This window comes from Nonomuraea sp. NPDC002799, from assembly GCF_053592075.1.
Genome location: NZ_JBSFVA010000003.1, coordinates 109815 through 136645 on the forward strand (window position 1 = coordinate 109815; position 26831 = coordinate 136645).

General features: G+C 70.0%; 19 protein-coding genes. 13 read left to right on the plus strand and 6 right to left on the minus strand.

Annotated features, from left to right (window positions below; translation table 11 throughout):
* Positions 1-62: 62 nt before the first annotated feature.
* The 4 genes from ACWD0F_RS07280 (at position 63) to ACWD0F_RS07295 (ending at position 7346) form a co-directional block, all read left to right on the plus strand.
* Positions 63-2933 carry a lantibiotic dehydratase gene (locus ACWD0F_RS07280; protein WP_449873050.1) on the plus strand — a complete coding sequence of 957 codons (2871 nt, stop codon included), beginning with the start codon at positions 63-65 and terminating at the stop codon, positions 2931-2933.
* Positions 2837-4078 carry a lanthionine synthetase C family protein gene (locus ACWD0F_RS07285; RefSeq protein WP_449873051.1) on the plus strand — a complete coding sequence of 414 codons (1242 nt, stop codon included), beginning with the start codon at positions 2837-2839 and terminating at the stop codon, positions 4076-4078. The genes ACWD0F_RS07280 and ACWD0F_RS07285 overlap by 97 nt, the downstream gene beginning before the upstream one ends.
* Positions 4079-4188: 110 nt before the next feature.
* Entirely contained in the window at positions 4189-5136 is a 948-nt protein-coding gene (locus ACWD0F_RS07290; protein ID WP_449873052.1) for a thiopeptide-type bacteriocin biosynthesis protein, read from the plus strand.
* Between the two features lie 341 nt (positions 5137-5477).
* Positions 5478-7346, plus strand: a complete 1869-nt coding sequence (locus tag ACWD0F_RS07295; protein ID WP_449873053.1) for a GmrSD restriction endonuclease domain-containing protein — start codon at positions 5478-5480, stop codon at positions 7344-7346.
* 202 nt (positions 7347-7548) lie between these two features.
* Here the strand turns inward: ACWD0F_RS07295 and ACWD0F_RS07300 are convergent, their stop codons facing one another.
* Entirely contained in the window at positions 7549-8118 is a 570-nt protein-coding gene (locus ACWD0F_RS07300) for a PadR family transcriptional regulator (protein ID WP_449873054.1), read from the minus strand.
* Between the two features lie 59 nt (positions 8119-8177).
* On the opposite strand from ACWD0F_RS07300, the gene ACWD0F_RS07305 reads away from it, so the two are divergent.
* Entirely contained in the window at positions 8178-8942 is a 765-nt protein-coding gene (locus ACWD0F_RS07305; RefSeq protein ID WP_449873055.1) for an alpha/beta fold hydrolase, read from the plus strand.
* Between the two features lie 140 nt (positions 8943-9082).
* Here ACWD0F_RS07305 and ACWD0F_RS07310 read toward each other — a convergent pair whose 3' ends face one another.
* The 3 genes from ACWD0F_RS07310 to ACWD0F_RS07320 form a co-directional block, all read right to left on the minus strand.
* Positions 9083-9760: a PepSY domain-containing protein gene (locus tag ACWD0F_RS07310; RefSeq protein WP_449873056.1), complete on the minus strand. Its 678-nt coding sequence runs from the start codon at positions 9758-9760 to the stop codon at positions 9083-9085.
* Positions 9761-10070: 310 nt separating this feature from the next.
* A complete protein-coding gene (gene uvrB / locus ACWD0F_RS07315; RefSeq protein ID WP_449873057.1) occupies positions 10071-12179 on the minus strand; it encodes an excinuclease ABC subunit UvrB in 2109 nt (702 codons plus the stop codon).
* A gap of 35 nt (positions 12180-12214) precedes the next feature.
* On the minus strand, positions 12215-12448 hold the full coding sequence (locus tag ACWD0F_RS07320; RefSeq protein WP_449873058.1) for a helix-turn-helix transcriptional regulator: 234 nt from the start codon (positions 12446-12448) through the stop codon (positions 12215-12217).
* 163 nt (positions 12449-12611) lie between these two features.
* Between ACWD0F_RS07320 and ACWD0F_RS07325 the strand changes: the two genes are divergently transcribed.
* From ACWD0F_RS07325 to ACWD0F_RS07355, 7 genes are all read left to right on the plus strand, one after another.
* On the plus strand, positions 12612-14255 hold the full coding sequence (locus ACWD0F_RS07325) for an SPFH domain-containing protein (RefSeq protein WP_449873059.1): 1644 nt from the start codon (positions 12612-12614) through the stop codon (positions 14253-14255).
* Positions 14252-15493, plus strand: a complete 1242-nt coding sequence (locus ACWD0F_RS07330) for an SPFH domain-containing protein (protein WP_449873060.1) — start codon at positions 14252-14254, stop codon at positions 15491-15493. The genes ACWD0F_RS07325 and ACWD0F_RS07330 overlap by 4 nt, the downstream gene beginning before the upstream one ends.
* A gap of 10 nt (positions 15494-15503) precedes the next feature.
* Positions 15504-16277, plus strand: a complete 774-nt coding sequence (locus ACWD0F_RS07335; protein ID WP_449873061.1) for a sporulation protein — start codon at positions 15504-15506, stop codon at positions 16275-16277.
* Positions 16278-16443: 166 nt separating this feature from the next.
* The gene (locus ACWD0F_RS07340; RefSeq protein ID WP_449873062.1) at positions 16444-17502 is read left to right on the plus strand and encodes a hypothetical protein; all 1059 of its coding nucleotides are present in this window, start codon (positions 16444-16446) and stop codon (positions 17500-17502) included.
* A 9-nt stretch (positions 17503-17511) separates the two neighbouring features.
* Positions 17512-18129, plus strand: coding sequence for a hypothetical protein (locus ACWD0F_RS07345; protein WP_449873063.1), 618 nt, complete (start codon positions 17512-17514; stop codon positions 18127-18129).
* A gap of 10 nt (positions 18130-18139) precedes the next feature.
* Positions 18140-18955, plus strand: a complete 816-nt coding sequence (locus ACWD0F_RS07350; RefSeq protein ID WP_449873064.1) for an inositol monophosphatase family protein — start codon at positions 18140-18142, stop codon at positions 18953-18955.
* Between the two features lie 105 nt (positions 18956-19060).
* Positions 19061-19306 (plus strand): hypothetical protein, encoded by a 246-nt coding sequence (locus ACWD0F_RS07355; RefSeq protein WP_449873065.1) that lies wholly within the window; start codon positions 19061-19063, stop codon positions 19304-19306.
* A gap of 25 nt (positions 19307-19331) precedes the next feature.
* Here ACWD0F_RS07355 and ACWD0F_RS07360 read toward each other — a convergent pair whose 3' ends face one another.
* Positions 19332-20504 carry an SLC13 family permease gene (locus tag ACWD0F_RS07360; RefSeq protein ID WP_449873066.1) on the minus strand — a complete coding sequence of 391 codons (1173 nt, stop codon included), beginning with the start codon at positions 20502-20504 and terminating at the stop codon, positions 19332-19334.
* A 57-nt stretch (positions 20505-20561) separates the two neighbouring features.
* Here ACWD0F_RS07360 and ACWD0F_RS07365 point away from each other — a divergent pair, with 57 nt between their 5' ends.
* Positions 20562-26132: a WD40 domain-containing protein gene (locus ACWD0F_RS07365; RefSeq protein ID WP_449873067.1), complete on the plus strand. Its 5571-nt coding sequence runs from the start codon at positions 20562-20564 to the stop codon at positions 26130-26132.
* Positions 26133-26214: 82 nt separating this feature from the next.
* Here ACWD0F_RS07365 and ACWD0F_RS07370 read toward each other — a convergent pair whose 3' ends face one another.
* Positions 26215-26820, minus strand: coding sequence for a TetR/AcrR family transcriptional regulator (locus ACWD0F_RS07370; protein ID WP_449873068.1), 606 nt, complete (start codon positions 26818-26820; stop codon positions 26215-26217).
* Positions 26821-26831 lie beyond the last annotated feature (11 nt).

The following is a 26831-nucleotide window of genomic DNA, read 5'->3' on the forward strand; positions in this document are numbered from 1 at the left end:
TTGCGGCCGGGAACACACTCCCTCCAGAACGGAGGAACGGCCAGATGCATCGCTTTCGAGCCGTGGACGCCGCCGTCATTCGCGTCGCCGCCTACCCGGAAGACCTGGTTCTGCCACCATGGCCCGATCTCACCGACGACGATGCTCACGGTGCTGCCGACTGGATCCGTGAAGTCTGGCCATTGCTGAAGGTGCGCGAGGCCGTTACGCTCGCCAGCCCTGATCTGGCTCGCGTCCTCACCGCGATATGCGATGACCCGACCGCGTTCCGGCCGCGTCAAATCCGTCGCGGGGCCGAGGCGCTGATGCGCTATCTCCTGCGCTGGACGAGCCGCGCCACACCGTTCGGCCTGTTCGCCGGTATTGCCCCGGTCACCATGGCCGACACCGCCTCGATCGTGTTCGGCGACCGACATTGCGCCGTACATCGGCCGGATTCCCAGTGGCTCACCGAAACGATCAGCGCGCTGGAGGAGCAGCCAGCCGTGCTGCGCACGCTGGCGGTGCAGGCGAACAACCTGGGATTCGCACGGGACGCCGACTGGGTGCTATCCCATCAGCCCAGCGCTGACGGGACGGTGTCAGAGGTGGCCGTACGCTACACGGCGGCGGTCCGCATGGCCTTGAAGGAGGCCGCCGCCCCGGTCATCTTCGATGATCTCCTGGCGAACCTGGCCGCCGAGTTTCCCAAGGCACCGGCCACAGCCATCGAAGGCATGCTCACCGAGCTGGTGCGGTTGCGGATCCTGCTCACCAGCGTGCAAGTCCCGATGACCGTCACCGACCCCCTCACCCACATCGCCGCCCAAGTGAACGACGCGGAAATCGGCACCACCGCCCTGGACCCGGGCGCGCGAGTGGCGGTCGGTCTGCGGCTTGACTGCTCGATCAGCCTGCCTCCCCGCGTGATCGACGAGGTCGAGGAGGCCGCTGCGGTCCTGGTCCGGGTGTCCCCCAGACGGTCCGCGTGGCAGGCGTACCATGCCGCGTTCGTCGACCGTTACGGTCCCGGAGCTCTGGTGGGGATCCGGGAACTCCTGAATCCGGATCGGGGATTGGGCTACCCCGCCGGGTTCCGCAGCTCGCTCGCCACCCATGACGCCGCACCGACCCGGAGAGATATCACCTTGGCGGCCCTGGCTCACCAGGTCGCCCTCAACGGGAGCGCCGAGCTGGTCCTCACCGAGGACATGGTGGCTGAGCTGGCGACGTGCGGTTCTGGGCCGGCCCCGCACACCGAGGTGCGGTTCAGCATCGGTGCTCCGACGCCTGCCGCGTTGGACTCCGAGGACTTCACCCTCACCGTCGTGTGCGCGTCGCGGCACGCCGGTACCTCGGTGGGCCGGTTCCTGCACCTTCTCCCCGAGCCGAACCGCAGGCGGATCATCGAAGCGTACCGATGGCTTCCGACCAGCACTGATGGCGCGATGGTCGTACAGCTGTCGATCCCGCCGCTGCGCGCCCGCACCGACGGCCTAGCCCGCACTGTGCAGGTCCTGCCGGTACTGTCACTGGGCGAACACCGTCACCCAAGAGAGTCGGCGGTCGATCTCGACGACCTGGCGGTCACCGCCGACGCCCGCAGCCTGATCCTGGTCTCGCTCACCCAGAGCCGCGCCGTGGAACCGTTGATGCTGAACGCGACCAACCTGCGTCACGCGGCCCACCCACTGGCCCGGTTCCTGTGCGAAGTCAGCACCGCGACCTCCACACCCTGCACCACTTTCGCCTGGGGTCGCATCGCCGACCAGTTCGCCTTCCTTCCGCGCGTCCGCTACGGCCGGACGATCCTCAGCCCGGCCAGGTGGACCCTCACCGCCACGGACCTGCCCGAGGCCGCTGCGACCACCGGGGAATGGGTCGAACGGTTCCAGGAGCACCGGCACGCCCGCCATATCCCGAACCTGGTGCGGTTCGGCGACGATGATGTCCTGATCCGACTCGACCTGACCCAGGCCGCGCACCTGGCGCTGCTGCGCCGCCACCTGAACCGCACCGGCAGCGCCAGGCTGATCGAGGACGCAAGCGACAACGGCTGGCTCGGCGGGCGCCCCCACGAGATCGTCGTCCCCCTCGCCTCCACCACCCCACCACGCCCCTTGCCGCGACCCGTGCGACGCGAGCGGATCCACCATGGTCCCGGGCACCTGCCCGGAGATTCACCGTGGCTGTACGCGAAACTGTTCAGCCACCCAGAACGACAAACCGACCTGCTCACGACCCATCTGCCGAACCTGCTCGCCGGCTGGGAGCACGGCAGACGCGATGACTGGTGGTTCATCCGCTACGACACCCCCACACCACACCTTCGGATCCGGCTCCACCTGCACGACGGCGACCGGTACGGGCCCGCAGCCCAGTCCCTCGGCACGTGGGCACGCACCCTTCACCGCGCCGAACTACTCCGCGATCTCTGCCTGGACACCTACCGGCCCGAAACCGGCCGCTTCGGCACCGGCCCGGCCCTGGGCGCCGCCGAAGCCGTATTCGCCGCCGACTCCGCGATCGCGGTCGCGCAGTTGCGTACCACGGCCAACGCTCAGGCCGCGACCGCGGCCGGCCTGCTCGACCTCGCGACGGGATTTCTCGGCATCGACGGGTTGGCCTGGCTCGTGAACCACCTCGTCCACGGTGGCACCCACGCGCTGGATCGCGCCATGGTCAAGCAGGCCAGGCACCCAATGGCTCTTCCGCTCAGCCTGATCGAGTGGCGGCATACAGCGCTGGCCACCTACCGGGCACTACTCGACGCCAGTGACGTGGACACCGTTCTGAGCGACCTGCTGCACCTGCACCACGCCCGCATGATCGGCACCGATACCGCGTCGGAGGGGATATGTCTGCGCATTGCCCGAGGCCTCGCTCAGAGCCTGATCGCAAGGAACGGCACATCGACCTCCGCCAGCGGGCCCGCCACGCGGCCGACGCCATAGCCCGACAGCTCCAGACACCCCATCCCTTCGGGCGGCCGCCTCAGTCACTCAGCGGCGGGGCCGCCGGGATCGCGCTCCTGCACATCGAACGCGCCAGCGCTGGCAGCGCCGGATGGCAGGAGGCGCACGACTGGCTGAGCGCAGCGACCCACGACGACTTCACCACCGGCGCGGGCGCCTGCCTCTATCACGGGGCACCCGCGCTCGCCTTCGCCCTCGACCCCGCGCCCCACGCCGGATACCGGCCCGCGCAGACCCTCCTGGACGAGGCAGTCGCGGCCCTCACCCGCGACCGACTCGCCGCCGCCTTCCAGCGCATGGAGCGCGGCGAGCGACCCGCTCTGGCCGAGTTCGACCTGATCAGCGGCCTCACCGGCCTCGGCGCCCACCTGTGGAGACATGACCCCGGCAGCGACCTGGTCAAGGACGTGCTGGCCTACCTCATCCGGCTCACCGAACCGGTAGATGGGCTGCCGGGCTGGTGGACGCTGTCCTCGTCCCGGCGCGCCCTGCAGGCTCCGCCTGGTGGGCACGGCAACAACGGGATGGCCCACGGCATCGCCGGGCCCCTGACGCTGCTGGCGCTCACCGCCAGAGCCGGCCTGGTCCTGCCAGGCCACATGGAGGCCATCGGCCGAATCGGCGGCTGGCTGGACGGCTGGCAGCAAGATCACCTCGGTGCCCCCTGGTGGCCAGAGATGATCACCCTGTCCGAACTCCATCGGGGTCGGACCGCCCAACTCGGACCACACCGCCCCTCCTGGTGCTACGGCACCCCAGGCCTGGCCCGCGCCCAGCAACTGGCGGCCCTCGCCACCGGCGACACCGACCGCCGGACCACCGCCGAAGCCGCCCTGACCGGCTGCCTCAACGACCCGCATCAGCTACGGCGGATCATCGACCGGAGCCTGTGTCACGGCACAGCAGGACTGTTCATGACCGTGACCGCCTTCGCGACCGACGCGATCGCCCCACACCACCTACCGATCTCCTGCGTCACCGAACTGCTGCTGGACGGCCCCACCGCGACCAATACTCCACCGGGATTCCTGACCGGACTCGCCGGCTACGGGCTCGCCCTCCACACCCTCGCCCACGACGCGCCACCCACCACCGCCTGGGACACCTGCCTTCTGCTGCGCTGACCACAACTGGGTGGGCACGCCTCCGCCCACACGCCGCCTCCGTCCCCTGGATGGAACACATGCCTACTCAACACCCGACTCTCACACGCTCACCCGTACCACCGCGCAAGATGGCCGATGCCGTGCTCGCGGTCCTCGCCGGCACCCCCGCCAAAGTGGCCGCAGCCGCGATCAACACCCGCACGGAGACCCTCATCGACGCCATCGAGGCCTACCAAGCAGCCGGATACCAGGCGTTGAAGGCCCGCACGGCCGATCACGGCTGGTACAGCATCCGCGCCCAGTTCGCCGACTGGGACACCGCCGAGCAGGCCGCCATAAATGACCTCGGCCCGCGCCTGGACCACCTCCAGGACCGCAAGCTAATCGGCGAGTGGTGGTTCATCCGCAAGCACCCGTGCTGGCGACTTCGGCTACGCCCGTTCGGCGCCCTCGTCCCGGAGACGAAGGCGGCCATCAACGCCGCGCTGAACGAGCTGACCGTATCCGGGGTGCTCACCCGCTGGTGGCCCGTCATCTACGAACCCGAAACCGCCTCGTTCGGCGGGCCGGTCGGAACCGAGATCGCCCACTCCCTGTTCAGCGCCGACAGCCACCACATCCTCGCCTACCTGCGGCAGCCCTCGCCGGACGTCAACCGCAAGGAGGTGTCGATGGTGCTCTGTGCCACCCTGCTGAGCGCCGCCGGACTGGACCGGTTCGAGCGCGGCAACCTATGGAACCGAATCACCGAGCTACGCCCTCTCCCCGCCAACACGCCCCCCAGCCGACTGGAGGACTTGACCGAGCGGATCCGCCCCCTGGTCGACTCCAACATCGGCTCGATCGACCCGGACGGGCCGTGCGCCTTCGCCATGCCCTGGGCGGCCGTCTTCCGCGACGCAGGGCAGCACCTCGGCGAAGCCACATCCGCCGGCTCTCTGGATCGAGGCATCCGCCACGTCATCACCCACCTAGTGATCTTCCACTGGAACCGCCTCGGCCTGCCCGCCCTCACCCAAGGCATCCTCAGCCGCGCCGCGAGCCAAGCTCTCCTCCCCACCGGGAATGGGCCATGACCACGGCGGACGTCGCCCAGCTCGTGCGCTGGTTCCCGCTGGCCCCACGAGAGTCCGACAGAAAGGGGACGCGCAATACCTGGTAGGTCAGGCCGTGTAGACGTAGTTCTTGCCGCACGGGTAGGCACGGGCGTGCCGCGTCTCCCCCATGGAAGAGCTAACCATGGACGGCTTCGACAGGCTGCATGCAGTGTCAGACGACGAGCACGATGCTCTGCTCGACGAATTCTGACACGGCAGCCGTACTTGGATGTCGGTTGGGCGACACGAAATCCCCTGACGCTCCGTTACCTTCCTATTACCATATTGCCCATCCTTCGCTCTCGACGAGGACGGGTGGCATGAGCTTCCAGACTCCGCTGTACAAGTTGGCCGACTACCTGAAGTGGACCACAAGTGGCCGTATCCAGCTCCCCGATTTCCAGCGCGGCTACAAATGGGAGGACGAGCGCATTCGCCAGCTCCTCGTGACGATCCTCCGTGGTCATCCGCTCGGTGTCGTCATGATGCTGAAGACCGGCAATGATCAGATTCGATTCAAGCCGCGCCCGGTCGAAGGGGTGGCCTCCCTCCCACTGGACACCGAGCCCGGGCTGCTGCTCCTTGACGGCCAGCAGCGGCTCACCTCGCTCACGCAGGCTCTCACCGGAGACGGTGTCGTCCACACCAAGGACAGCCGGGGCAAACTCATGGACCGCCGGTATTACGTACACATGGCCACCGCGCTGCTCGGCGAAGAACGCATCGACGAGGCCGTCGTGTCCATGCCCGGGGACGGAGTTCTGCGCAGCAACTTCGGCAAGGACATCGAGCTCGATCTGTCCACGCCCGAACTTGAGCGTGCGCACGGGTACTTCCCCGTTCGCCTTCTCTTCGGTGAGGCTGACATCGTCACGTGGCTCTTCGCCTGCGAGGACAAGGAGCAGGCCAGCCAATTCCACGCCAAGGTCATCCAGCCCTGCTCGACCTACAACATCCCCGCCATCGAGTTGGACGAGACGACCAGCAAAGCGGCTGTCGCCACCGTCTTCGAGAAGGTCAACACCGGCGGTCTGCCGCTGAACGTCTTCGAGCTCCTCACTGCCACCTTCGCCGGCGACAAGAAGTATTTCGACACCCACGGCACGGACTTCCGTCTCAACGATGACTGGCACACGACCCAGAAGGGCTTCGCCGCACATCCTGTCCTGGCGGCAGTCGAGAACACGGATTTCCTCCAAGCAGTGAGTCTGCTCGCGACGCTGAGCCGGGCCAGGAAGGACACATCTGGCCGACCACCCGCGGTGTCCGCGCGGAAAGAGGACCTACTCAAGCTCGCACTCGACGACTACCTAGAGTGGGTGCAGCCGGTCCGTGACGCCTTCGCATGGACATCGACTTTCCTCGCCGATCATCACATTTTCGACGTGAAGTTCCTCCCATACCCTAAGCAACTCGTTCCGCTCGCCGTGGTCAAGGTCATCCTTGGCAACAACGCGGACTTGCACGGCGTACGCGCCAAGCTCGCTCAATGGTTCTGGTGCGGCATCGTCGGTGAGCTGTACGGCTCCGCCATTGAGACCCGGTTCGCCCGCGATGTCGAACAGGTCCCTGGCTGGGCACGCGACACCACGGCGGCAACACCCCGGACCGTCGCAGACTGCACCTTCGCTTCCTCCCGGCTTCTGTCACTAAGAACCCGGAACGCGGCCGCCTACAAGGGTATCTACGCGCTTGTCCTGGCGCACGGCGCCAAGGACTGGATGTATCACAAGGCCTTCGACAAGATCCAGTATGTGGACCTTGCCGTTGACATCCACCACATCTTCCCGTCCAAGTGGTGCCTCGACCACGGCATCGACCCGAGCCGGCGGGAGAGCATCGTCAATAAGACACCTCTTTCCGCCGAAACCAACCGCGCGATCGGAGGCGTGGCACCCTCCACATACCTGCCCAAGATTGAGAAAAAGGCAGCGATTGCCTCCGCCCAGCTCGACGCACTCGTCGCTACTCACCTAGTAGATGCTGCACAGCTACAGGCGGACGACTTCGATGCGTTCTTCGACAAGCGCATGCAGGAGCTCGTCGTCCTCATCGAGGGTGCAACCGGCAAGCCGGTGCAGCACGACCTCGATGAAGGCAACGGAAGCGAGAGCCTGCAGCAGTTCGACCCCGAAGACGTCGCTGTAGTACCCGACCTGGACGACCTCGAGGTGGGCAGCGAGTCGTAGCGAGGGTGGGTGCCTCCAACGGCCGTTGACGCTCATAGGCGTAAGCGAGGTGAATCTCGACCGCTCGGCCGAGTACTCAGCCGAGCGGCTGAAGGCACATCAGCCAATGCGAATGTGGTGGAGTAACCGTTGATTGTGGTGGGCCATGTGCGACAAGTGGTGCTCGCCCAGGGGAGCAGCACCCCCCGTAAATCCAGCACCTTCAGGAGCCCATCGGCTGCACCTCCGGGGTGCTTCCTTCAGCACTGCTAGCCTCCAGCGCGTCAATGGTGGCGCGGAGCCACGCCAGCTCGGCCTGGCTGGTGGCGTGGGCGATCGTCAGCAGCCCCTGCCTGAACGGATCACCGAACTCCTCGGCCCCCATCGGGCGATCCCCCTCATAGAAGAAGCTCGTCGGCTCCTCCAGGAACGCCAGCCGCCTGCGCAGCACGACGGCCTGCTCCTCAGGGTCGGTCAGATGGCGGAGGAACGCCAGCAACACGAACCACCGATTCTCATCGCTGATGTCGAGCTCGTCAGGCTCCCGTAGTCGGTGCTCCAGCTCTTCCCGCCCCTCGGGTGTCAGGTAGAGCGTGCGCCGGGGCGCGGCGGCCGCTCCCGGCTCGTCCTTCCTGGTCAGCCAGCCGGCGGCGACCATGCGCTTGATCGCCGGGTAGAGCGTGCCATCGGCCACCGGGCGCACGTGCCCCATCAGGGCGGCCACCCGTTTACGCAGGTCGTAACCGTGTAACGGCCGATCTCTGAGAAACCCCAGCATCGCCAGCTCCAACATGCTGACCATGATACCTCGCAGCCGATGTATATTGGTCGCGATACAGGAGGAGAGTCATCATGCACGATGCCATCGCCCACCCCAGCGGCGCCCGCATGCGCTGGGTAGAGCTGCCGGGCGCGGATCCGGCCCGCGTCTACGTTCACGGCCTCGGGGCCACCTCGGCCCCCTACTACGCGGAGGTCGCCGCCCACCCGCTGCTGCCGCGCAACCGCTCACTCCTGATCGACCTGCTCGGCTTCGGCATCAGCGACCGCCCCGAGGGCTTCTCCTACACCCTGGAGGCCCACGCCGACGCGCTGGCCGAGGCGCTGCGCAAGGCCGGAGTGACCGGCGCCGCCCTGATCGCCCACAGCATGGGCGGCGCGGTGGCGATCGTCCTGGCCGCCCGCCACGCCGACCTCGTCGCCAGCCTGGTCCTCGTCGACGCCAACCTCGACCCCTATCCCAGGTCTCCCGTCCAGCCGGGCAGCAGCGGCATCTCCTCCTACACCGAGGAGGAGTTCGTGTCGCACGGCTGGAAGGATGTCCGTGACCGCGTGGGCCCGCACTGGTGGTCCACGATGCGCCTGGCCGACCTGCGCGGGCTGCACCGCACGGCGGTCAGCCTCTCCCAGGGCACCACGCCCACCATGCGCGAGCTTCTGCAAGACCTCCCGATCCCCCGCGCCTACCTGCATCCGGAGGGCGACGCTCCCGCCGGGGCCGACGGGTTGCGCGCGTCCGGTGTCGAGGTGCTCAGCATCCCGGAGTCGGGGCACAACATCATGCTCGACAACCCCCATGCCTTCGCCCACACCCTCAAGACCCTCCTCCCCTCCTAGCACCACGCCCAGCCCTACTGTCGCGCAGCTCGGCTCAGTGTCACGCGGAGTGACTCGTTGTCACGCAGCTCGGCTCGCTGTCGCGCTGGCGACTCACTGTCACGCGGCTGGGCCGCGTTCGGGTGTCCTGAGCCGGGGTGTCAGCTGGTGGTGCCGTCCCTGGTGACCTGGCCGGTGGCGGCGTCCACGACGGCGTGGTGCTTGGTTCCGTCGGGGGTGACCACGTCAGACTCCCAGACGGTCTTGCCCTGCTCGGTGTCGAGGTTGAGCTCGGTGATGCGGCCCTCGGGCACGGCGGCCAGGATCTTGTCCGCCGCCTGCGCGTAGTCGAGCTTGGCCGCGCTGACCCGTGCCTGGTGCTTGGCCTTGTCCTCCGGGTCATCGTCCTCGGTCGTGGGGCCGCTGACGACCTTGCCGGCCTGCACGTCCATCTCGTGCTCGGTGCCGTCCTTGTCGACGACCTGCACCTCCCAGAGGCGCCCGTTCTCCTCGGTCTCGATGGAGATGAGCGTGGAGCCCGGCACGGCGGCGAGTGCCGCCTGGGCGGCCTGCCGCAGCGCCTCCGCGCCGACCCGGCCGGGGCTGACGGACGGCGAGCCGGTGGAGGTGCCGGTGGAGGTGCCAGTGGACGTGCTGGTGGGGGTATCGGTGAGTATTCCGGACGGCGTGCCGGTGGGGGCGCCGGGTGTGCTGCCGGGCTCCTGGATGCCGGATGGCGACGCCTCGACGGCCAGTTTCTCCACTTGGCTGATGACGGTGCCGCAGCCGCCGGTGAGCACCGTCGCGCCGACCAGGGCCCCGATGATCGTCTTGTTCATACCATGACGCTGCCCGCCAGAAGTCGAACCATTCTCGCAGGTCAGAGGACCGCTGGAGCCAAGGAAACGGAAGCCCCGGCGGCAGCGGGCCTGGAGCGGAGCGGGCGAAGACCGCACACGCGGAAGGCGCGACGGCGGCCCGAGCCGCCGAGCGATCCGAGCCGCCGGGCGATCCGAGATCCGGGGCGATCCGAGATCCGGGGCGATCCGAGATCCGGGGCGATCCGAGATCCGGGGCGATCCGAGATTCAAGATCCGGGAGATCGCACCCGAAGGCTGGGTCGTCCCGGATCCGCGACCGAGTCAGGGTTTACTCGACCCCTGCCTCCCGCATGTCGCGCAACTCCCGCTTCAGCTCCTTGATCTCGTCTCGCAGCCGAGCCGCCACCTCGAACTGCAGATCGGCCGCGGCCTGGTGCATCTGCTCGGTCAGCGACTCGATCAGGGACTCCATCTGGGCCCTGGGCATCTCGCCCGCGATCGCCTTGGCGTGCTGCCCGGCCTGGCGGGCGGCGAAGCCGGGCACCGGGGCCTTGCCGCGCGACTGCTGGCGCCCGCCGCCCAGCAGCCGGTCGGTGTCGGCGTCCTCGCGCTGGAGGGAGTCGAGGATGTCGGCGATCTTCTTGCGCAGGGGCTGCGGGTCGATGCCGTTGGCCTCGTTGTACGCCTCCTGCTTGGCCCGCCGCCGGTTGGTCTCGTCGAGCGCCCGCTCCATCGACGGCGTGATCTTGTCGGCGTACATGTGGACCTGGCCCGAGACGTTACGGGCGGCGCGGCCGATGGTCTGGATCAGGGAGGTCTCCGAGCGCAGGAAGCCCTCCTTGTCGGCATCGAGGATGGCCACCAGCGAGACCTCCGGCAGGTCGAGGCCCTCGCGCAGCAGGTTGATGCCGACGAGCACGTCGAACTCGCCGCTGCGCAGCTCGCGCAGCAGCTCGATGCGGCGCAGCGTGTCGACCTCGCTGTGCAGGTAGCGGACCCGGATGCCGAGCTCGAGGAGGTAGTCGGTGAGGTCCTCCGACATCTTCTTGGTCAGCGTGGTGACCAGGACGCGCTCGTCGCGCTCGGCGCGCTCGCGGATCTCGTGGACCAGGTCGTCGATCTGCCCCTTGGTGGGCTTGATGACGATCTCGGGGTCGACCAGGCCGGTCGGGCGGATGACCTGCTCGACGACGTCGCCCTTGACGCGTCCCAGCTCGTAGGAGCCGGGCGTGGCCGACAGGTAGACGGTCTGGCCGATGCGCTCCAGGAACTCCTCCCACTTGAGCGGCCGGTTGTCCATCGCCGACGGCAGCCGGAAGCCGTGGTCGACCAGCGTGCGCTTGCGGGAGGCGTCGCCTTCGTACATGGCGCCGATCTGCGGCACGGTCTGGTGGGACTCGTCGAGGACCAGCAGGAAGTCCTCGGGGAAGTAGTCGAGCAGCGTGTTGGGCGCGGTGCCGGCCTCTCGCCCGTCCATGTGGCGCGAGTAGTTCTCGATGCCGGAGCAGGTGCCGATCTGGCGCATCATCTCCAGGTCGTACGTGGTGCGCATCCGCAGGCGCTGCGCCTCCAGCAGCTTGCCCTGGCGATCGAGCTCCGACAGCCGCTCGCCCAGCTCCGCCTCGATGCCCGTCACCGCGGCGGCCATGCGCTGCTCACCGGCGACGTAGTGGGAGGCGGGGAAGATGTAGAGCTCCTGGTCCTCGGTGATCACCTCGCCCGTGAGCGGATGCATGGTGGAGAGCTTCTCGATCTCGTCGCCGAACATCTCGATGCGCACGGCGAGCTCTTCGTACTTGGGGATGATCTCGATCGTGTCGCCGCGCACCCGGAACGTGCCCCGGGTGAAGGCGAGGTCGTTGCGGGTGTATTGCATGTCGACCAGGCGGCGCAGGAGCTGGTCGCGGTCGACGTCCATGCCGACGCGGAGCCTGGCCATGCGGTCGACGTATTCCTGCGGGGTGCCCAGGCCGTAGATGCACGAGACGGAGGCGACCACGATGGTGTCGCGGCGGGTGAGTAGCGAGTTGGTGGCCGAGTGGCGCAGCCGCTCGACCTCGTCGTTGATCGAGGAGTCCTTCTCGATGTACGTGTCGCTCTGCGGCACGTAGGCCTCAGGCTGGTAGTAGTCGTAATAAGAGACGAAATATTCGACCGCGTTGTTGGGCAGCATCTCCCGCAGCTCGTTGGCGAACTGCGCGGCGAGCGTCTTGTTGGGCTGCATGACCAGCGTGGGCCGCTGCAACCGCTCGATGAGCCAGGCGATCGAGGCGGTCTTGCCGGTGCCCGTGGCGCCCAGCAGGACGTTGTCCTTCTCCCCGGCCTTGACGCGGCGCTCCAGCTCGGCGATGGCCGTCGGCTGGTCGCCGGAGGGAGTCATCTCGGTGACGACCTCGAAGGGCGCCACCTTCCGCTGCAAATCTGTGACCGGACGCATGGTGCCACTGTAGGTGGCCCCACCGACAGAAACGCTCAGGCCGTACGCGCCCCGATCCGGGGGAACGGCGTGGTGGCGAAGACCACCTCGACCGGCACCTCGAAATGCTCGGCGATGCGCAGCGCGAGGTAAAGACTGGGGCTGTATTCGCCCCGTTCCAGATAGCCGACGGTCTGGTAGTGCACCCCGAGCGCGTCGGCGAGTTGCCTGCGGGTGAGCCCGCGCTCGGCGCGCAGGAGTGCGATGCGGTTGTAGACGGTCTCGGTCATTGACGCCCATCCTCCCAGGTTTTCGGCCCCGCAAGCAGTAGACCTACGCCATATGTAGCACACCTGCTACACCCTGTAATAGATCCGTGACTTCACATTGCAAGCGAATAGTAAGTCACACCCGATACGGTCTAATCCGCCTGTAGCGGAAAAGGAAGGTTCGATGTCACGACCCAGAGAGGCACTGATCCAGGCAGGTCAGGGCATAGCCCATGCGGTGGTCCAAGGGGGTGACGTACGGCAGGCGGTGGGCCAAGCCATGGGGCAGGTCGCCGGCCAGGCGAGCCAGTACGCGGGCCAGTACACGAGCCAGGGCCCGGGCGGCTTCACCCTGAACCCGCACGACTTCGCCGCCGCCCGCGACGGAGGCGTGTCCATCGGCACCCTCATCGAGGCCAGGACCGCGTCACTGAACGAGGCCGGCGAGATCGTCAACCGCAGCTTCGCCGAGAACGGCATGCACGTCATCTCGCCGGTGGTGATCCCCAAGGGCAGCACCGCGAAGGTCGTCGTGCCGCTGGGCATCCTGGTGGTGCTCGGCCTCATCGGCGCGCTCGGCAACGTCATCCCGAACACCGATCTGTTCTTCGGCCCGCACTACTGGGTGGTGCTGGTCCTGGCCGCCGCGTTCCTGTGGTGGCGCAGAAGCGTGGTGATGGTGCCCGAGGGCTGCAAGGCGCTGATCACCAAGTTCGGCAAGCTGGTGCAGATCGCGGACCCGGGCCGGGTGACGCTGTTCAACCCGTGGAAGCGGGTCAGCTACATCGTCAACACCACCCGCGAATACCCGTTCAACGCCCCGATCAGCGAGGCCCCTACCCAGCAGGGCGTCAAGGCGAGCGTGGACCTGTTCCTGCAGTTCAGGATCGAGAACCCGGCGGAGTTCATCTTCGTGCTCGGCTCGGTCAGCGGCTTCCAGTCCAAGCTCCAGAACGCCATCAGCGAGGTCACCCGCTCCCTCATCTACGCCCAGCGCGCCGAGGAGATCTACGACCTGGTGGGCGAGAGCACCCTGGGCATGCTGGACAACCTCAACCAGCAGTTCCTGCCCGCCGTCCGGCTCACCGACGTGAACATCACGCACGCCGAGCCGACCAGCCAGGAATACCGCATGGACCTGGCCGCCCCCGAGATGGTCCGCGTCGCCAAGGAGGCCTACACCTACGAGTACGAGCTGCAGCTCCGCAAGGAGCAGAACGAGGGCGACCTGATCAAGGAGCTCGCCGGTCTGCAGGAGACGCTGAGCGCCATCCAGGCGGAGATCGCCGGATACCAGGCCCGCATGGACACCGCGCTCGAACGCGCCACCCACCAGGCCACGGCGCAGGCCAGGCAGCGCCTGGTCGAGGCCGAGTCCACGGCCAACGCCAACTCCGCGCTCCTGGAGGCCCAAGCCCTGGACATCAGGGCGTTGTCGGCCGCCGAGGCCCCCGAGATCCTCGACTACCGCTTCCAGCAGGACCTGCTCACCAAGCTGGAGTCGGTCGCCACCAGGCTGCCGCAGGTGGTGCAGGTGGGCGAGCACATCGACATCGACTTCCTGGCCCTGGCCCAGCAGCTCGTGGGCGGCAAGGGCGCGGTGCTGTTCTCCCCCGAGGACATGGCCGCGATCCGCGCCAGGCTCGACGACATCGGCCTGCGCGTGTCGGGCCGCGAGGCGGAGATCGCCGCGCTGCTGCGGAAGAACGCCGCCGACGTGACCGAGCCGCCGGTGACGCCGGCGCCCGACGACGACCTGAACAGCACCGTCGAACGGCTGCTGCCGGGCGGCAGACATCACGTGATGGGCGAGGGTGAGGGCCGATGAGCAGGGAATTCTCCAAGATCAAGGAGTCGGTGGCCTCCTGGAGCGACATCCGCCAGCTCCTGCGCGGCGGCGAGCAGGGCCAGCTCGTGCCCGTCGTCATCCCCAAGGACCGGCGCGGCTTCGCCTGGATGGCGCTGGTGTTCCTGGCGCTCTACTTCGCCGGCATGGCGGCGCTGACCGACCTCACGCTGCTGGCGGCGCTGGCCGCGCTGTTCTTCTTGTTCGTGGCCATGGTCACGATGTGGCGCAAGGCGATCATCGAGATCGAGGAGGGCACCACCGGCGTACGCAGCCGCTGGGGCGCCATCACCGGCACGCTGCCGCCGGGACGCCACTATCTCTGGCTGCCGTGGGACCGGGTGGACGCGGTCGTCGACACCTCCACCGAGATCCCGTACTCGGCGCCGATCGTGGCCTGCCCCACGGCCGAGAACGTGCCGCTGAAGTCGATCGAGTTCTTCCTGAAGTTCCGCATCGTCGACCCCGTCGCGTTCGTCCGCACGATCGGCGCGGGCAACTTCGACCTGGTGCTCTCCAGCGCGGTGCAGGACGCGATCAGGCAGCGCAGCCGCCGGGTCAACACCGAGCGCGCCTACGACCTGCGCGGCTCCGACGTCGGCGACATGCAGGAGGCGCTCAACCGCCAGCTCGGCCGGTACGGCGTGCGCGTCACCGGCGCCAACATCCCCGACGTGCAGTTGCCCGACCAGTACCAGCAGCATCTGGCCACCAGGGAGAAGGTGGCCAAGGAGCTCTCGGCCTACGAGCGGGAGTGGGAGCTGACGCGCAAGCGCCGCATCGACACCCTGCTCATGGAGATCGAGCGTTCCAAGAAGACCCGTGACGCCCGGGTCGTCGAGGTCAAGGCCGCTCACAACAACGCGCGCAAGAACGTGGCGCGGATGCTGGAGGAGCAGGAGACGGAGGCGCAGCGGGTGACGTGGGAGATCGAGGCGCGGGGCAGGGCCGACCTGACCTCCGCCGAGAACGAGGCCAAGGCGCTGCGCCGGCTGGCCGAGTCGTATCGGGACAACCGGGCCGTGCTGCAGTACGAGCTGGCCCGCAGGCGCCTCGACGTGGGCGCCAAGCTTGCGGAGAACGCCCCCCAGCCGCTGATCGTACGCACCCAGCAGGGCCAGGCCGACTCCGCGCTCTCCACCCTCCTCCTGGCCCAGATGCTCCCCCGCATCTCGGGCACGGGGACAGGCCAAGTGAACGGCCACACACCTTCCGCATAGGAGAACCCCCATGGTGTTCCGCAAACTGATGGCCGCGTTCGGCGCGGGCGTCGAAGTCGACACGGTGCTGACCAACACGGGCGTGCGCCCCGGCGAGACCCTGCGCGGTGTCGTCCACTTCCGCGGTGGCAACTCCGACTACAAGGTCGAGGGCATCTACATCGACCTGACCGCGGTGGTAGAAGTCGAGCAGGGCGACAACGAGTACAAGACGACCTACAGTTTCCTGCGCCAGCAGGTCGCGGGGACCTTCCAGCTCGGCGCGGGCGCGCAGCACCAGCAGGCTTTCGAGCTGCAGGTCCCGTGGGAGACGCCGATCAGCGCGATCGCGGGGCATCCGCTGCACGGCATGCGGCTGGGTGTGCAGACGGAGCTGGCGCTGGCGGGGGCGCTGGACAAGGGCGATCTCGACCCGCTGTTCGTCAGCCCGCTGCCGGCCCAGGACCACGTGATCGGCGCCCTGGACCGGCTGGGCTTCGGGTTCAAGAAGGCCGACCTGGAGCGCGGCACGCTGTACGGCTCGACGATGCCGTTCTTCCAGGAGATCGAGTACTACGCGGGCGGCCAGTGGCGGCGGCACTTCAACGAGCTGGAGCTGACGTTCATCGCCGGGCCGCGGCAGATGGACGTCATCCTGGAGGCCGACAAGCGGGGCGGCTTCCTGACCTCCAGCCACGACTCCTACAACCGTTTCACCGTCCGCTACGACGACCACGCCGGCTCGGTCGAGCAGGCGTTGCAGCGGGGCCTGGAGCAGATGGCCCGGCATCGCGGCTGGTTCTGAACCCGTCGCGGGACGCGGCGGGCGGCGGCTGATGCCGCCCGCCGTCGTCAGTGTGCGCGGCATCCGCGGCTAGGGGATCGCTCCTTTCCGTGTGCTGGCAGTCGCTTGGCGCGCTCGTTACCATGACGTTCGGGGACTGACTGATCGTCGGACGGCGGGGCGAGCGATGACACGGTTCATGGTGGCGGTGCGGCGGGTCACGCCCTGGGCGGCCCAGAACGCCGACGGGGCCATCGCCCTGGTGCTGGCCATCGTGATCGGCGTCGTCGGCATCATGCCGGACGAGGTCGTGCCGACGGCGGTGCAGACGCAGCTCGTCAACGCCGCCACGCTGGTGATCATGGCGCTGGTGGCCACCGCGCTGCTGCGCGACCGCGTCCGCCAGGCCCCGGTCGAGGAGACGATCACCTCCGGGGCGCTGTCCCAGCTCCCCGAGCGCCTGGCGCGCATGGAGCAGATCGAGGCGCTGGCCGAGAGCACCCGCAAGGCCCTCGACGCGTTGCAGCTCGTCCGGGTGCTCGCCAGCAAGCAGGAGATCGCCCAGTCGCACGCCGAGGCCCGCCGCGACACCACCCGGTGGAGCTTCAAGGGCGGCACCGGCACCTACCTGCGCGCGATCACCCTGCCCGTGTGCGTCGCGGCGGCGCGCCGGGACAAGCGCCACCTCACGGTCCGGATCGAGATCATCGACCCGTCCGACGCGGAGGTCTGCGAGTCCTACGCCCACTACCGCCGCTCGCTGTCCGACACCCCTGACGGCACCGGCGAGACGTGGACGACCGACCGGGCCAGGAAGGAGTCGTACGCGACCATCCTGGCCGCCTTCTGGCACCGCCAGCGCTACGGCCTGCTCGACATCGGGGTGGGCCTGTCGTCGACGATGACGACGTTCCGCTGGGACCTGTCGGCCACCCGCCTGATCATGACGGTCGAAGACCCCAACATGGCGATGACCGCCCTGGCCGGCACGTTCTACTACGAAAACTGCGACACCGAGCTGCGGCTCAGCTTCGAGCAGGCGCGGCGGGTGCCGCTGGAGATGTACAAGAAGGTGCCGCTCGGCGACGAGCCCACCATCGAGGAGGTGCAGGAGCTGTTCGAACGCGTCGGGGTGCCCCTGCCCCGCTCCTACAACGGCCGCGACGTCGTGGACATCGCCCGCAAGGCGCTGCGGGCCATGGACCCCTACGGCGAGCCCGCGGCCCACCGCCGGGACGGAACGTAAGCACGGGTCATGAGCTATCACGACGTCCGTCAGCGGGTGCTCGCCGGTGAGGCGCGGTCGTGGGCCCTGGCGGCGCTCAAGGCCGGCGACCTGAGCGGAGTGCGTCACCCGCTCGGATTCGTCTGCCTGCCGCTGGAGCGCGAGGGCGGCGAAGGGGTATGCCTCCATCTGTGGTCCGACTCGCTCTCGCCCGCCGAGAGCACCACCTCGCAGATCCACTGCCATAGCTGGGACCTGGTCAGCCACGTCCTCTACGGCCAGGTGCGCAACGTGCACGCGCTGGTCTCCGACGCGGGCGCGGACGCCACGCACCGGGTGTTCGAGGTGGTCAGCGCGTCCGACGGCGACCGGATCTCGCCCACCGGCCGCACCGTGCGGCACGCGACGGGACTGGTGGAGGTGTTCGGCCCCGGCGACACCTACACGCTGCCGGCCGGCCGCTTCCACAGCAGCGTGGTCCCCGAGGGCGGCGAGGCGGCCACGATCGCGCTCGGCCGTGGCCGGCCGGGCAGCCGCGACCTGTCGCTCGGCCCGCTGGGCGCGGGCCCGCACCACGTGTCCAGGCAGTCGCTGGACGACCGCGAGACCGAGCTGGCCGTACGTCTGATCACCGCGCACCTGACCTGAGGGGTACCCGATGGACCTGGATCACGCTCGCACGGTCGCCGTCGAAGCCGCCGAGGCCGCGGGGGCGCTGCTCCTGGAGGGCATGCGGGGCGCGGTCCGCGTGCGGGCCAAGGGCGCGGCGGGAGACGTGGTGACCGATCTCGACCTGGCCTCGGAGAAGCTGCTGCTGGAGCGCATCCTGACGGCCTACCCCTCGCACACGGTCATCGCCGAGGAGTCGGGGCTGGTCGGGGCGGCGGGCGGCGAGTGGACCTGGCTGGTCGACCCGCTCGACGGCACCAACAACGTGGCGATCGGCCTGCCCGCCTACGTGGTGGGCGTGGCGCTGTGCCGGAGCGGGCGCCCGGAGCTGGGCGTGGTGCACGAGCCGGTCTCCGCCCAGACGTGGTCGGCCGTCCGGGGGCGCGGGGCGCGGGTCCAGCCGGTGGGCGCCGCCTCCGGTGTGCGCCTGGCGCCGGCGTACGCGCCGCGGCCGCACGGGCCGCTGCTGGCCTGGACCCAGGGCTACGACGTACGCCGGGGCGACCCGGCCGCCCGCGCGCTGAAGACCGCCCTGGAGCTGGGCGCCCGGCGGGTGCTGCAGTTGTGGGCGCCGCTGCTGGCCTGGGCGATGCTGGCGCGCGGCGACATCGACGGCATCGTCGGCTACCGGGCCGAGGCGGTCGACCTGCCCGCCGGCGCGCTGCTCGCCAGGGAGGCCGGGATCGAGATCAGGGCGCTGGACGGCGGGCCGTTCGAGGAGTGCTTCGACGGCACCGCCGAGGACCGCAGCTTCGTCGCCGCCCATCCCCGGGCCCTTCCCGCGCTCCTCTCCCTTCTCGAATGAGTAGAAGTCCACAGATGTGGTGTGTCCTTTGTCGATGAGTTCTTCCGCCGTTCGACGTCTATTTAGAGGGTGCCGCGGAACGGCACACGGGAGAGGGAGCTCGACATGATCAGCACGACCGAGTTGGCGCAGGTGCTCTTCGCGACCGCCCTGCAGCCGTCCGACGGCCTGTCCTCGTTCCAGATCCGCCAGGCCGTGGACGAGCGGCTCTGCGCGTGCGGCGGCGACCCGCGCCGCTGCGCGGCCTACGTGGCGCAGGAGGCCGGCGACCACCCCGAGACGTACGTGGTGCGCATGCGCTGGGCGCTGGGCGCGGTCGCCGGCGCCTACGAGACCGCGCTGGCCGCCTGAACGACCCGCGGCCGGTCAGGGACGGTCAGCCGAACTCGACCAGCGCCCACACGGTCGCGACGAGCCCCACGACGGCCAGGCCCGTGCCGGTGAGCAGGAACCGGCGCATCGGCACCTTGACGTCATGGCGGCGGCACGACTCGAACCAGAGCAGCGTGGCCAGCGAGGCCCACGGGGTGATGACCGGGCCCACGTTGGTGCCGGCCAGCAGGGCCAGCAGGCGGTCCTGGTCAGCGGCCGGGATGACCGTCTCGACGGCCTGGTAGGCGGGCAGATTGTTGATCACGTTGGACAGCCCGGCTCCGACGGCGGCCGTGCGGTAGGGGTCGCCCTCCGTGCCGATCATCCAGATCATCAGGTCGGACAGGCCGTGCCTGCTGAGCGTGGGCACCACGAGGAACAGGCCCGTCACGAAGATGACGAGCTGCCACGGGATCAGGCTCCACGTCAGGCGGTCGCGGGCGCGCACCAGGAACGCCGCCGCCACGACCACCGCCGCCACCGTGGCGGCGACGGCGACGTGCGTCTTGAGCAGCAGCAGCACGATGAAGAGCAGGCAGGCCGCCGAGGCGGCGCCGAACAGCACGCGGTCGGCGACCGGCTCCAGCACCGGCGGGGTGTAGCGCAGGTCGCGCCGCTCGCCGCGCCGCCAGAAGAACACCCACAGGAACACCATCGTCACGGCGATCGAGGCGACCTGCGGGGCCCACATGCGCGCGGCGAACTGCTGGGCGTCGAGACCGATCTTCTCCATGCCCAGGAGGTTGGTCAGGTTGGAGACGGGCAGCAGCAGGCTCGCCGTGTTGGCCAGCCAGATCGTGGTCATGGCCAGGGGCAGGGCGGCGATGCGGGCTTTGGGGGCGAGGGCGAGCATGACCGGGGTGAGCAGCACCGCGGTCGTGTCCAAGTTCAGAAATATCGTGATAAATGACGCGAAAGCCGTACAGAGGAAGAACAGGGCGACGTAGTTGCCGCGCCCGAACACCGCCATCCTCGCCGCGATCGCGTCGAAGACCTGCGCCTCCTTGGTCAGCTCGGCGGTCACGATGATCGCCACCAGGAAGATCAGCAGCGGGCCGATGTCGTCGAGGCTCCCGACCGCGGCCTCCCATGGCAGCAGCCCGGTCGCCACGAACACCGACCCGAGAACCAGCAGCCCGATCCGGATCAGGTCGAGCACGCCAAGACGCCGCCACACCCGTCGATGATCGCACACGGACTCCAAAACGCCGATTCCCCGGGGGATACTGGCGGCATGGCACGTGACGGCAGGCCGACCGAGATCTTCGTCAGCTACTCCCCGGCCGACACGGCGTGGGCGACCTGGATCGCCTGGGAGCTGGAGGCGGCCGGCTACCGGACGATGATCCAGGCCTGGGACTTCGTCCCGGGCACCAACTTCATCGACTTCATGGACCGCGGCGTCAGCGAGGCCCAGCTCGTCGTGGCCGTGCTCTCCCGGCACTACCTGACCTCGCGCTACGGGCGGATGGAGTGGCAGGCGGCGCTGCGGGCCGACCCCGACAACCCCTCCAACAAGCTCGTCACGATCAGGCTGGAGGACGTCCAGGTCGAGGGCCTGCTGTCCACGATCACCTGGGTCGACCTGCTGGGCGTCGGCGATCCAGGGCAGGCCAGGGCGCTGCTGCTCGGCCGGGTCAGGGAGGCGCTGTCGGGCCGGGCCAAGCCGGAGGCGGCGCCCGCGTTCCCCGACGGCTCCAGCGTGCCCGCGCCGACCCCGACGCTGCCCCCGCCCGGCGGGCGGTCCAGGGCCCGGCGCACGCCGGTCACGGCGCCGAGGTTCCCGCCGGCGGCGAGCAGCGACCGGGGCCGCGAGTCGATCAGCGTGCTGCACATCGGCGGCCCCCGGTTCGGCCGGGCGCTGCCCGATCCCGGCGAGCCGTTCACCCCGGAGGACATGCAGGCGCGCATCTGGGCCGACCTGACCGCCATGTACGACCGGGGCATGCCCCGTCCGGACCTGATGGTCGTCAGCGGCGACCTGACCGAGTCGGGCAGCCTCGGCCAGTTCGGGCAGGCGACCCGGTTCGTGACCGACCTGCGGCTGCTGATCGGGCTGGAGCCGCACCGGCTCGTGCTGCTGCCGGGCGCGCGTGACGTCACCAAGGCCGCCGCCAGCGCCTACTTCATGACCTGCGAGGCCGACGACGTGAGCCCGCAGCCCCCTTACTGGCCCAAATGGCGGCATTTCGCGAAGTTGTTCGGCGAGGTGTACCAAGGGCTGGACGACCGGGTGTTCGACGGCGGGCAGCCGTGGACCCTGTTCGAGGTGCCCGACCTGCGGGTGGTCGTGGCGGGGCTCAACTCGACGATGGCGATGAGCCATCTGGAGCGCGACGCGCACGCGCAGCTCGGCGAGGCGCAGGCGGCCTGGTTCGCCGAGCGGCTGCGGCCGTACGAGGAGGGCGCGTGGCTCCGGCTGGGCGCGGTCGGGCACGCGCCCGGCGAGCTGCGGGACGCGCCGACGTTCGAACGGCTGCTCGCCCACCGGCTCAACCTGCTCTTCCACGGCGGATCCGGGCAGCCGGCCGACGGCCGGATCACCGCGCCGCGCTCGGGCCGCCACCACGTCGTCGAGATCACCCCCGACGGGATGCGCACCTGGCTGCCCGACGAGGGCCGGCCCGAGCGGGCCCGGTACCGCTGGCGGGCCGTCGAGACCACGTTCACCGGCCGGAGCCCGGCCGGCCCGCCGCCCGCGCCCAAGCCGGAGGAGCGCGTCCCGAGCCCGGTCGAGCTGCTGCTCGACCGGATCGCCGAGGTGTGCGAGGCCAGGCACGAGCGGGTCAAGGTCCGCAGGTTCGCCGCCCATCTCGTGGTCACCCACCCCGAGGACGGCTTCGTCCGCCAGACGATGATCGGCGCGCACGTGGGCGAGCTGACCGAGGAGGCCGCCGACGGGTTCGCCCGCCAGGCGCACGCCACCGGCCTGGCCGCCGAGCTGGTCTACCAGGGGGCGCCCGCGCCCCGCGCGATCCGCGACGACCTGATGCGCAAGGGGGTGCGGCTGCGCAGCTTCACCGAGTTCCAGGGGCTGCTCGACCTGTCCGGCTACGTCGCCGAGCAGACGGCCCGGGTGACGGCGGACCGCCGCTACCCGCCCGGCCTGTACGTCCCGCAGCGCTACCGCGAGCTGGACCGCCCGGGAAGCCAGGTCGGCCAGGGGCTGACGGACGAGCTGATGCGCCTGCTGGCCACCGACCACGGCCGTTTCCTGCTGCTGCTCGGCGACTTCGGCCACGGCAAGACGTTCGCGCTGCGCGAGCTGGCCCGGCGCATCCCGGCCGAGCTGCCGCACCTGACGCCGATCCTGATCGAGCTGCGCGCGCTGGACAAGGCGCACTCGGTGGACGGGCTCGTCGCGGCCCACCTGGCCAACCACGGCGAGGAGGTCATCGATCTCAAGGCCTTCCGCTACCTGCTGCGGCAGGGGCGGATCGTGCTGCTGTTCGACGGGTTCGACGAGCTGGTGACCCGGCTGACGTTCGATCGGGCGGCCGACCACCTGGCCACGCTGCTGGCGGCGGCCGAGGACAAGGCCAAGATCGTGGTGGCCAGCCGCACCCAGCACTTCAAGTCGCACAGCCAGGTGCTGACCTCGCTCGGCGAGATGGTCGGGGTGCTGCCGCAACGACGGGTGCTGAGCGTCGAGGACTTCACCCCCGACCAGATCCGCTCCTACCTGCTCAACAGGTTCGAGGACGGCGACGAGGCGCGGGCGCGCATGTCGCTGATGGGAGAGATCGAGGACCTGCTCGCGCTGGCGCAGAACCCGCGCATGCTGAGCTTCATCGCCGACCTCGACGCCGACCGGCTGCGCACGGTGGCCGGCGCCCGCCACACGCTCAGCCCGGCCCTGCTCTACGAGGAGATCCTCGGCTCCTGGCTGGCCTTCGAGGAGCGGCGGGCCAAGGTTCCCGGCTCGCCGGCCGCGCTGACCACCGGCGAGTTGTGGCGGGCGGTGACGGCCCTGGCGGCGCGGCTGTGGGAGTCCGGGGAGTCGCTGCTCGGCGTGGACGAGCTGACCGAGATCGGCGAGACCCTGACCGACCTGGCCGACGGGCAGCTCTCCGGCGCGCACGCCGCCTACCGGATGGGCTCGGGCAGCCTGCTGGTGCGCACCGAGGAGGGCATGTTCGGGTTCATCCACGCCTCGGTGATGGAGTGGCTGATCGCCCGGCACATCGCCGCGACGCTGGACAACCCGGTGCTGCTGGCGCGCCGGCCGCTGTCGGCGCTGACCGTGGAGTTCCTGTGCGACCTGGCCGACGTGGCGGCGCTGCGCGCGTGGGTGCACGATCCGCCCGCCGACGACGTGTCCCGGGCGAACGCGGTCAAGATCGCCGCCCGGCTGCGCACGCCGGCCCGCGCCGACCTGCGCGGGGCCAACCTCAAGGGCGAGGACCTGTCCTCCAGGGACCTGCGGGAGGTCGACCTCACCGGCGCCGACCTGTCCGAGGCCACCCTCGCGGGCACCAACCTGTCCAGGGCGACCCTGCGCGAGGCCAGGCTGGCCGGGGCCCGGCTCGACGGCGCCGACCTGTCCGGGGCCGATCTGACCGGCGCCGACCTGTCGGGGGCGCGGCTGGCCCAGGTGGACCTGAGCGACGCGGCCGTCGAGGGCGCCCGCTGGCACCGCGCCTCACTGATCAACGTGACGGGCACGCTGCCGCACCTGCACGGCGCGGCGGTGGTGCCCGGCCAGCCGGTCGAGGTGGAGTTCGCGCCGGCCGGCATCGGCGTCCCGTACGGCTACCACTTCCAGACCAGCCGGCTGCCCGAGCCGATCGCCTACAGCGCCGACGGCGCCACGATCGCGATCGGCAACGAGGACGGCGGCGTGCTGCTGTGCGTCGGCGGCGCGCCCGTGCGCACCCTGCACGGGCACCGGGGCCGCGTCTACGCGGTCACGTTCGCGGGCGACCTGCTGGCCACCGGCGCCAGCGACGGGGTCGTGCTGCTGTGGGACTCCCTGACCGGCGAGCTCCGGCACCGGCTGCCCGGTCACGCCGACGGCGTCTGGCCGGTGCGGCTCAGCCCCTCGGGCGACCTGGTGGCGGCCGGCGGGGGCGACGGCGTCGTACGCGTCTGGGACACCGCCACCGGGCGGCTCACCCACGAGCTGAGCGGCCACCGGGCACCCGTCTACACGGCCTCGTTCGGCCCCTCGGTGCTGGTGACGGGCGACGCGGCGGGCGTCGTCCGCGTCTGGGACCTGGAGACGGGACGGGTGCGGCAGACGCTCGACGAGCATCGGGGCAGCGTCTACCGGGCGCTGCACAGCCCCGGCGGCCGCCTGCTGGCCACCGGTGACGAGGCGGGCACGATCCGGTTGTGGGACACCGCCGCGTGGACGCTGCTGCACACGCTGAGCGGGCACGCGGGGAGCGTCTACTGCCTGACGTTCTCCCCCGACGGCACGCTGCTGGCCAGCGGCGACACGGCGGGCAGCGTCCGCGTGTGGGAGGTCTCCGGGCAGGCGCACGGCGTGCACACCACGCACACGGCGGCCGTCTACCAGGTGGCGTTCAGTCCCGACGGGCAGAGCCTGGCCAGCGGCGACTCGGGCGGCGTGGTCCGGATCCAGCCGGTCGGCGGCGGGCAGCGGGTCGAGCTGACCGGGCACCGCAGCTCGGTCTGGCCGTTCGCGTTCCGTCCCGACGGGCAGCAACTGGCCACCAGCAGCAACGACGGCACCGTGCGCCTGTGGGATCCCGAGTCCGGCAAGTGCCAGCGCGTGCTGCGCGGCCACGGCCGGCGGATCACCTCCGTCCGGTTCAGCGCCGACGGGACGATGCTGGCGACCAGCGGCAACGACGGCGTCGTACGCCTGTGGGAGCCGCGCACCGGGCGGCGGCTGCGCGAGTTCAGCGGCACCGCCGACCGGCTGATCTCCGCCTCCTTCTCCCCCGCCGGGCCGGTGCTGGCCACCTCCAGCAACGACGGCGGCGTGCACTTCTGGAACGCCACCACCGGCGACTACGAGCGCGAGCTGCACGCCGAGACCGACCACGTGTGGGCCGAGGCGTTCAGCGCCGACGGCGACATGCTGGCCACGGCCAACGACGACGACAGCGTCAAGATCTGGTATCGCCCCACCGGGCGGCTGGCGGTCAACCTGATGGACCATCGCGGGCGAGTGCGCTCGATCGCGTTCAGCCCCGACGGCGCCTACGTGGCCACGGGCTGCGACGACAAGCTCGTCCGCCTGTGGCACGTGACCTCCGGCGGCCGGGTGGCGACCCTCGAAGGGCACACCGACCGCGTCTACTCGGTGGCCTTCTCCCCCGACGGCCGCCACCTCGCCAGCGCCGGCAACGACGGCAGGGCCCTGGTGTGGGAGCTGCGCCCCGGCCAGCCGTGGCAGCCGCGGCTGACGCACACGTTCGACCAGCACGACGGCCGGTTGTGGAGCCTGGCGTTCAGCGCCTCGGGCGACAGCCTGGCCACCGGGGGCGACGACCAGCGGGTGCGCGTGTGGGACCTCGGGACGGGGCGGCTGCGGCACACGCTGGCCGGGCACGCCCGGCGGGTGTGGTCGGTCGCCTACAGCCCCGCCGGCGACCTGCTGGCCAGTGCGGGCGATGACGGCGTGGTGATCCTCTGGGAGGGCGGCGAGCGGCGGGCGACGCTGCTCGGGCTGGCCGAGGGGTGGGCGGCGCTGGCGCCGGACGGGCGCTACAAGGTGCAGGGCGAGCCGGCCGGGCAGTTCTGGCACGTGGTGGGGATGTCGCGGTTCGAGCTGGGCGAGCTCGACCGGCACCTGCCGGGGGTGCGGCAGGTGCCGCTCGACTCACCGTTCTGACCTCAGCGGGCGGGCGGCGGGCGGCGGGCTCATCGCTCGGGCGAGCGCGCTGTTCGGGCGGGTCTGACATCGGGCGGGCGCATTACTCGGGCGGGCGCTGCTCGGGCGGGCGCTGCTCGGGTGTGCCTGACATCGGGCGGCCGAGCAGGGCGGTGGCCACGGCCGCCACGTGCGGGGCCACGTCGGCGGCTCCGGCCCGGGCCAGCGCCGGGGTGGCGACGACCGAGCGCAGGATGCCGATGCCGACCAGCCACGCGCTGAGCAGCTCGGCGCGCAGCTCCGCGTCCTCGCCCCGCGCGAGGTCCTCCAGGGCGCGCACGTAGGTGGCGCAGACCTCCTCGCGGATGCGCCGCCTGGTGTCCTCGTGGGCCGAGGAGCGCAACATGGCGACCAGGGGATGCTCTCCGCCGTAGCCGGTCCAGTCGGCGAAGACCACCGAGCCCAGCATGCGCGCGACGAGCTCCTCCTCCGGGCCGTCCAGCAGGTCGTGCGAGGTCTCGGAAGCGGCCGTCGCCTCGTCGAAGAGCCGCTTCTTGGAGCCGAAGTAGCGGAAGATCAGGGTGGCGTCGACGCCGGTGTCTCCGGCGATGTCGCGCACGCTGGTCGCGTCGTAGCCCTCGCGGGCGAAGCGCAGCCGGGCCGCCTCCAGCAGACGGGCCCTGGTGGCCTCCCGGTCTCTCTTCGGCACGCCGGCTCCCC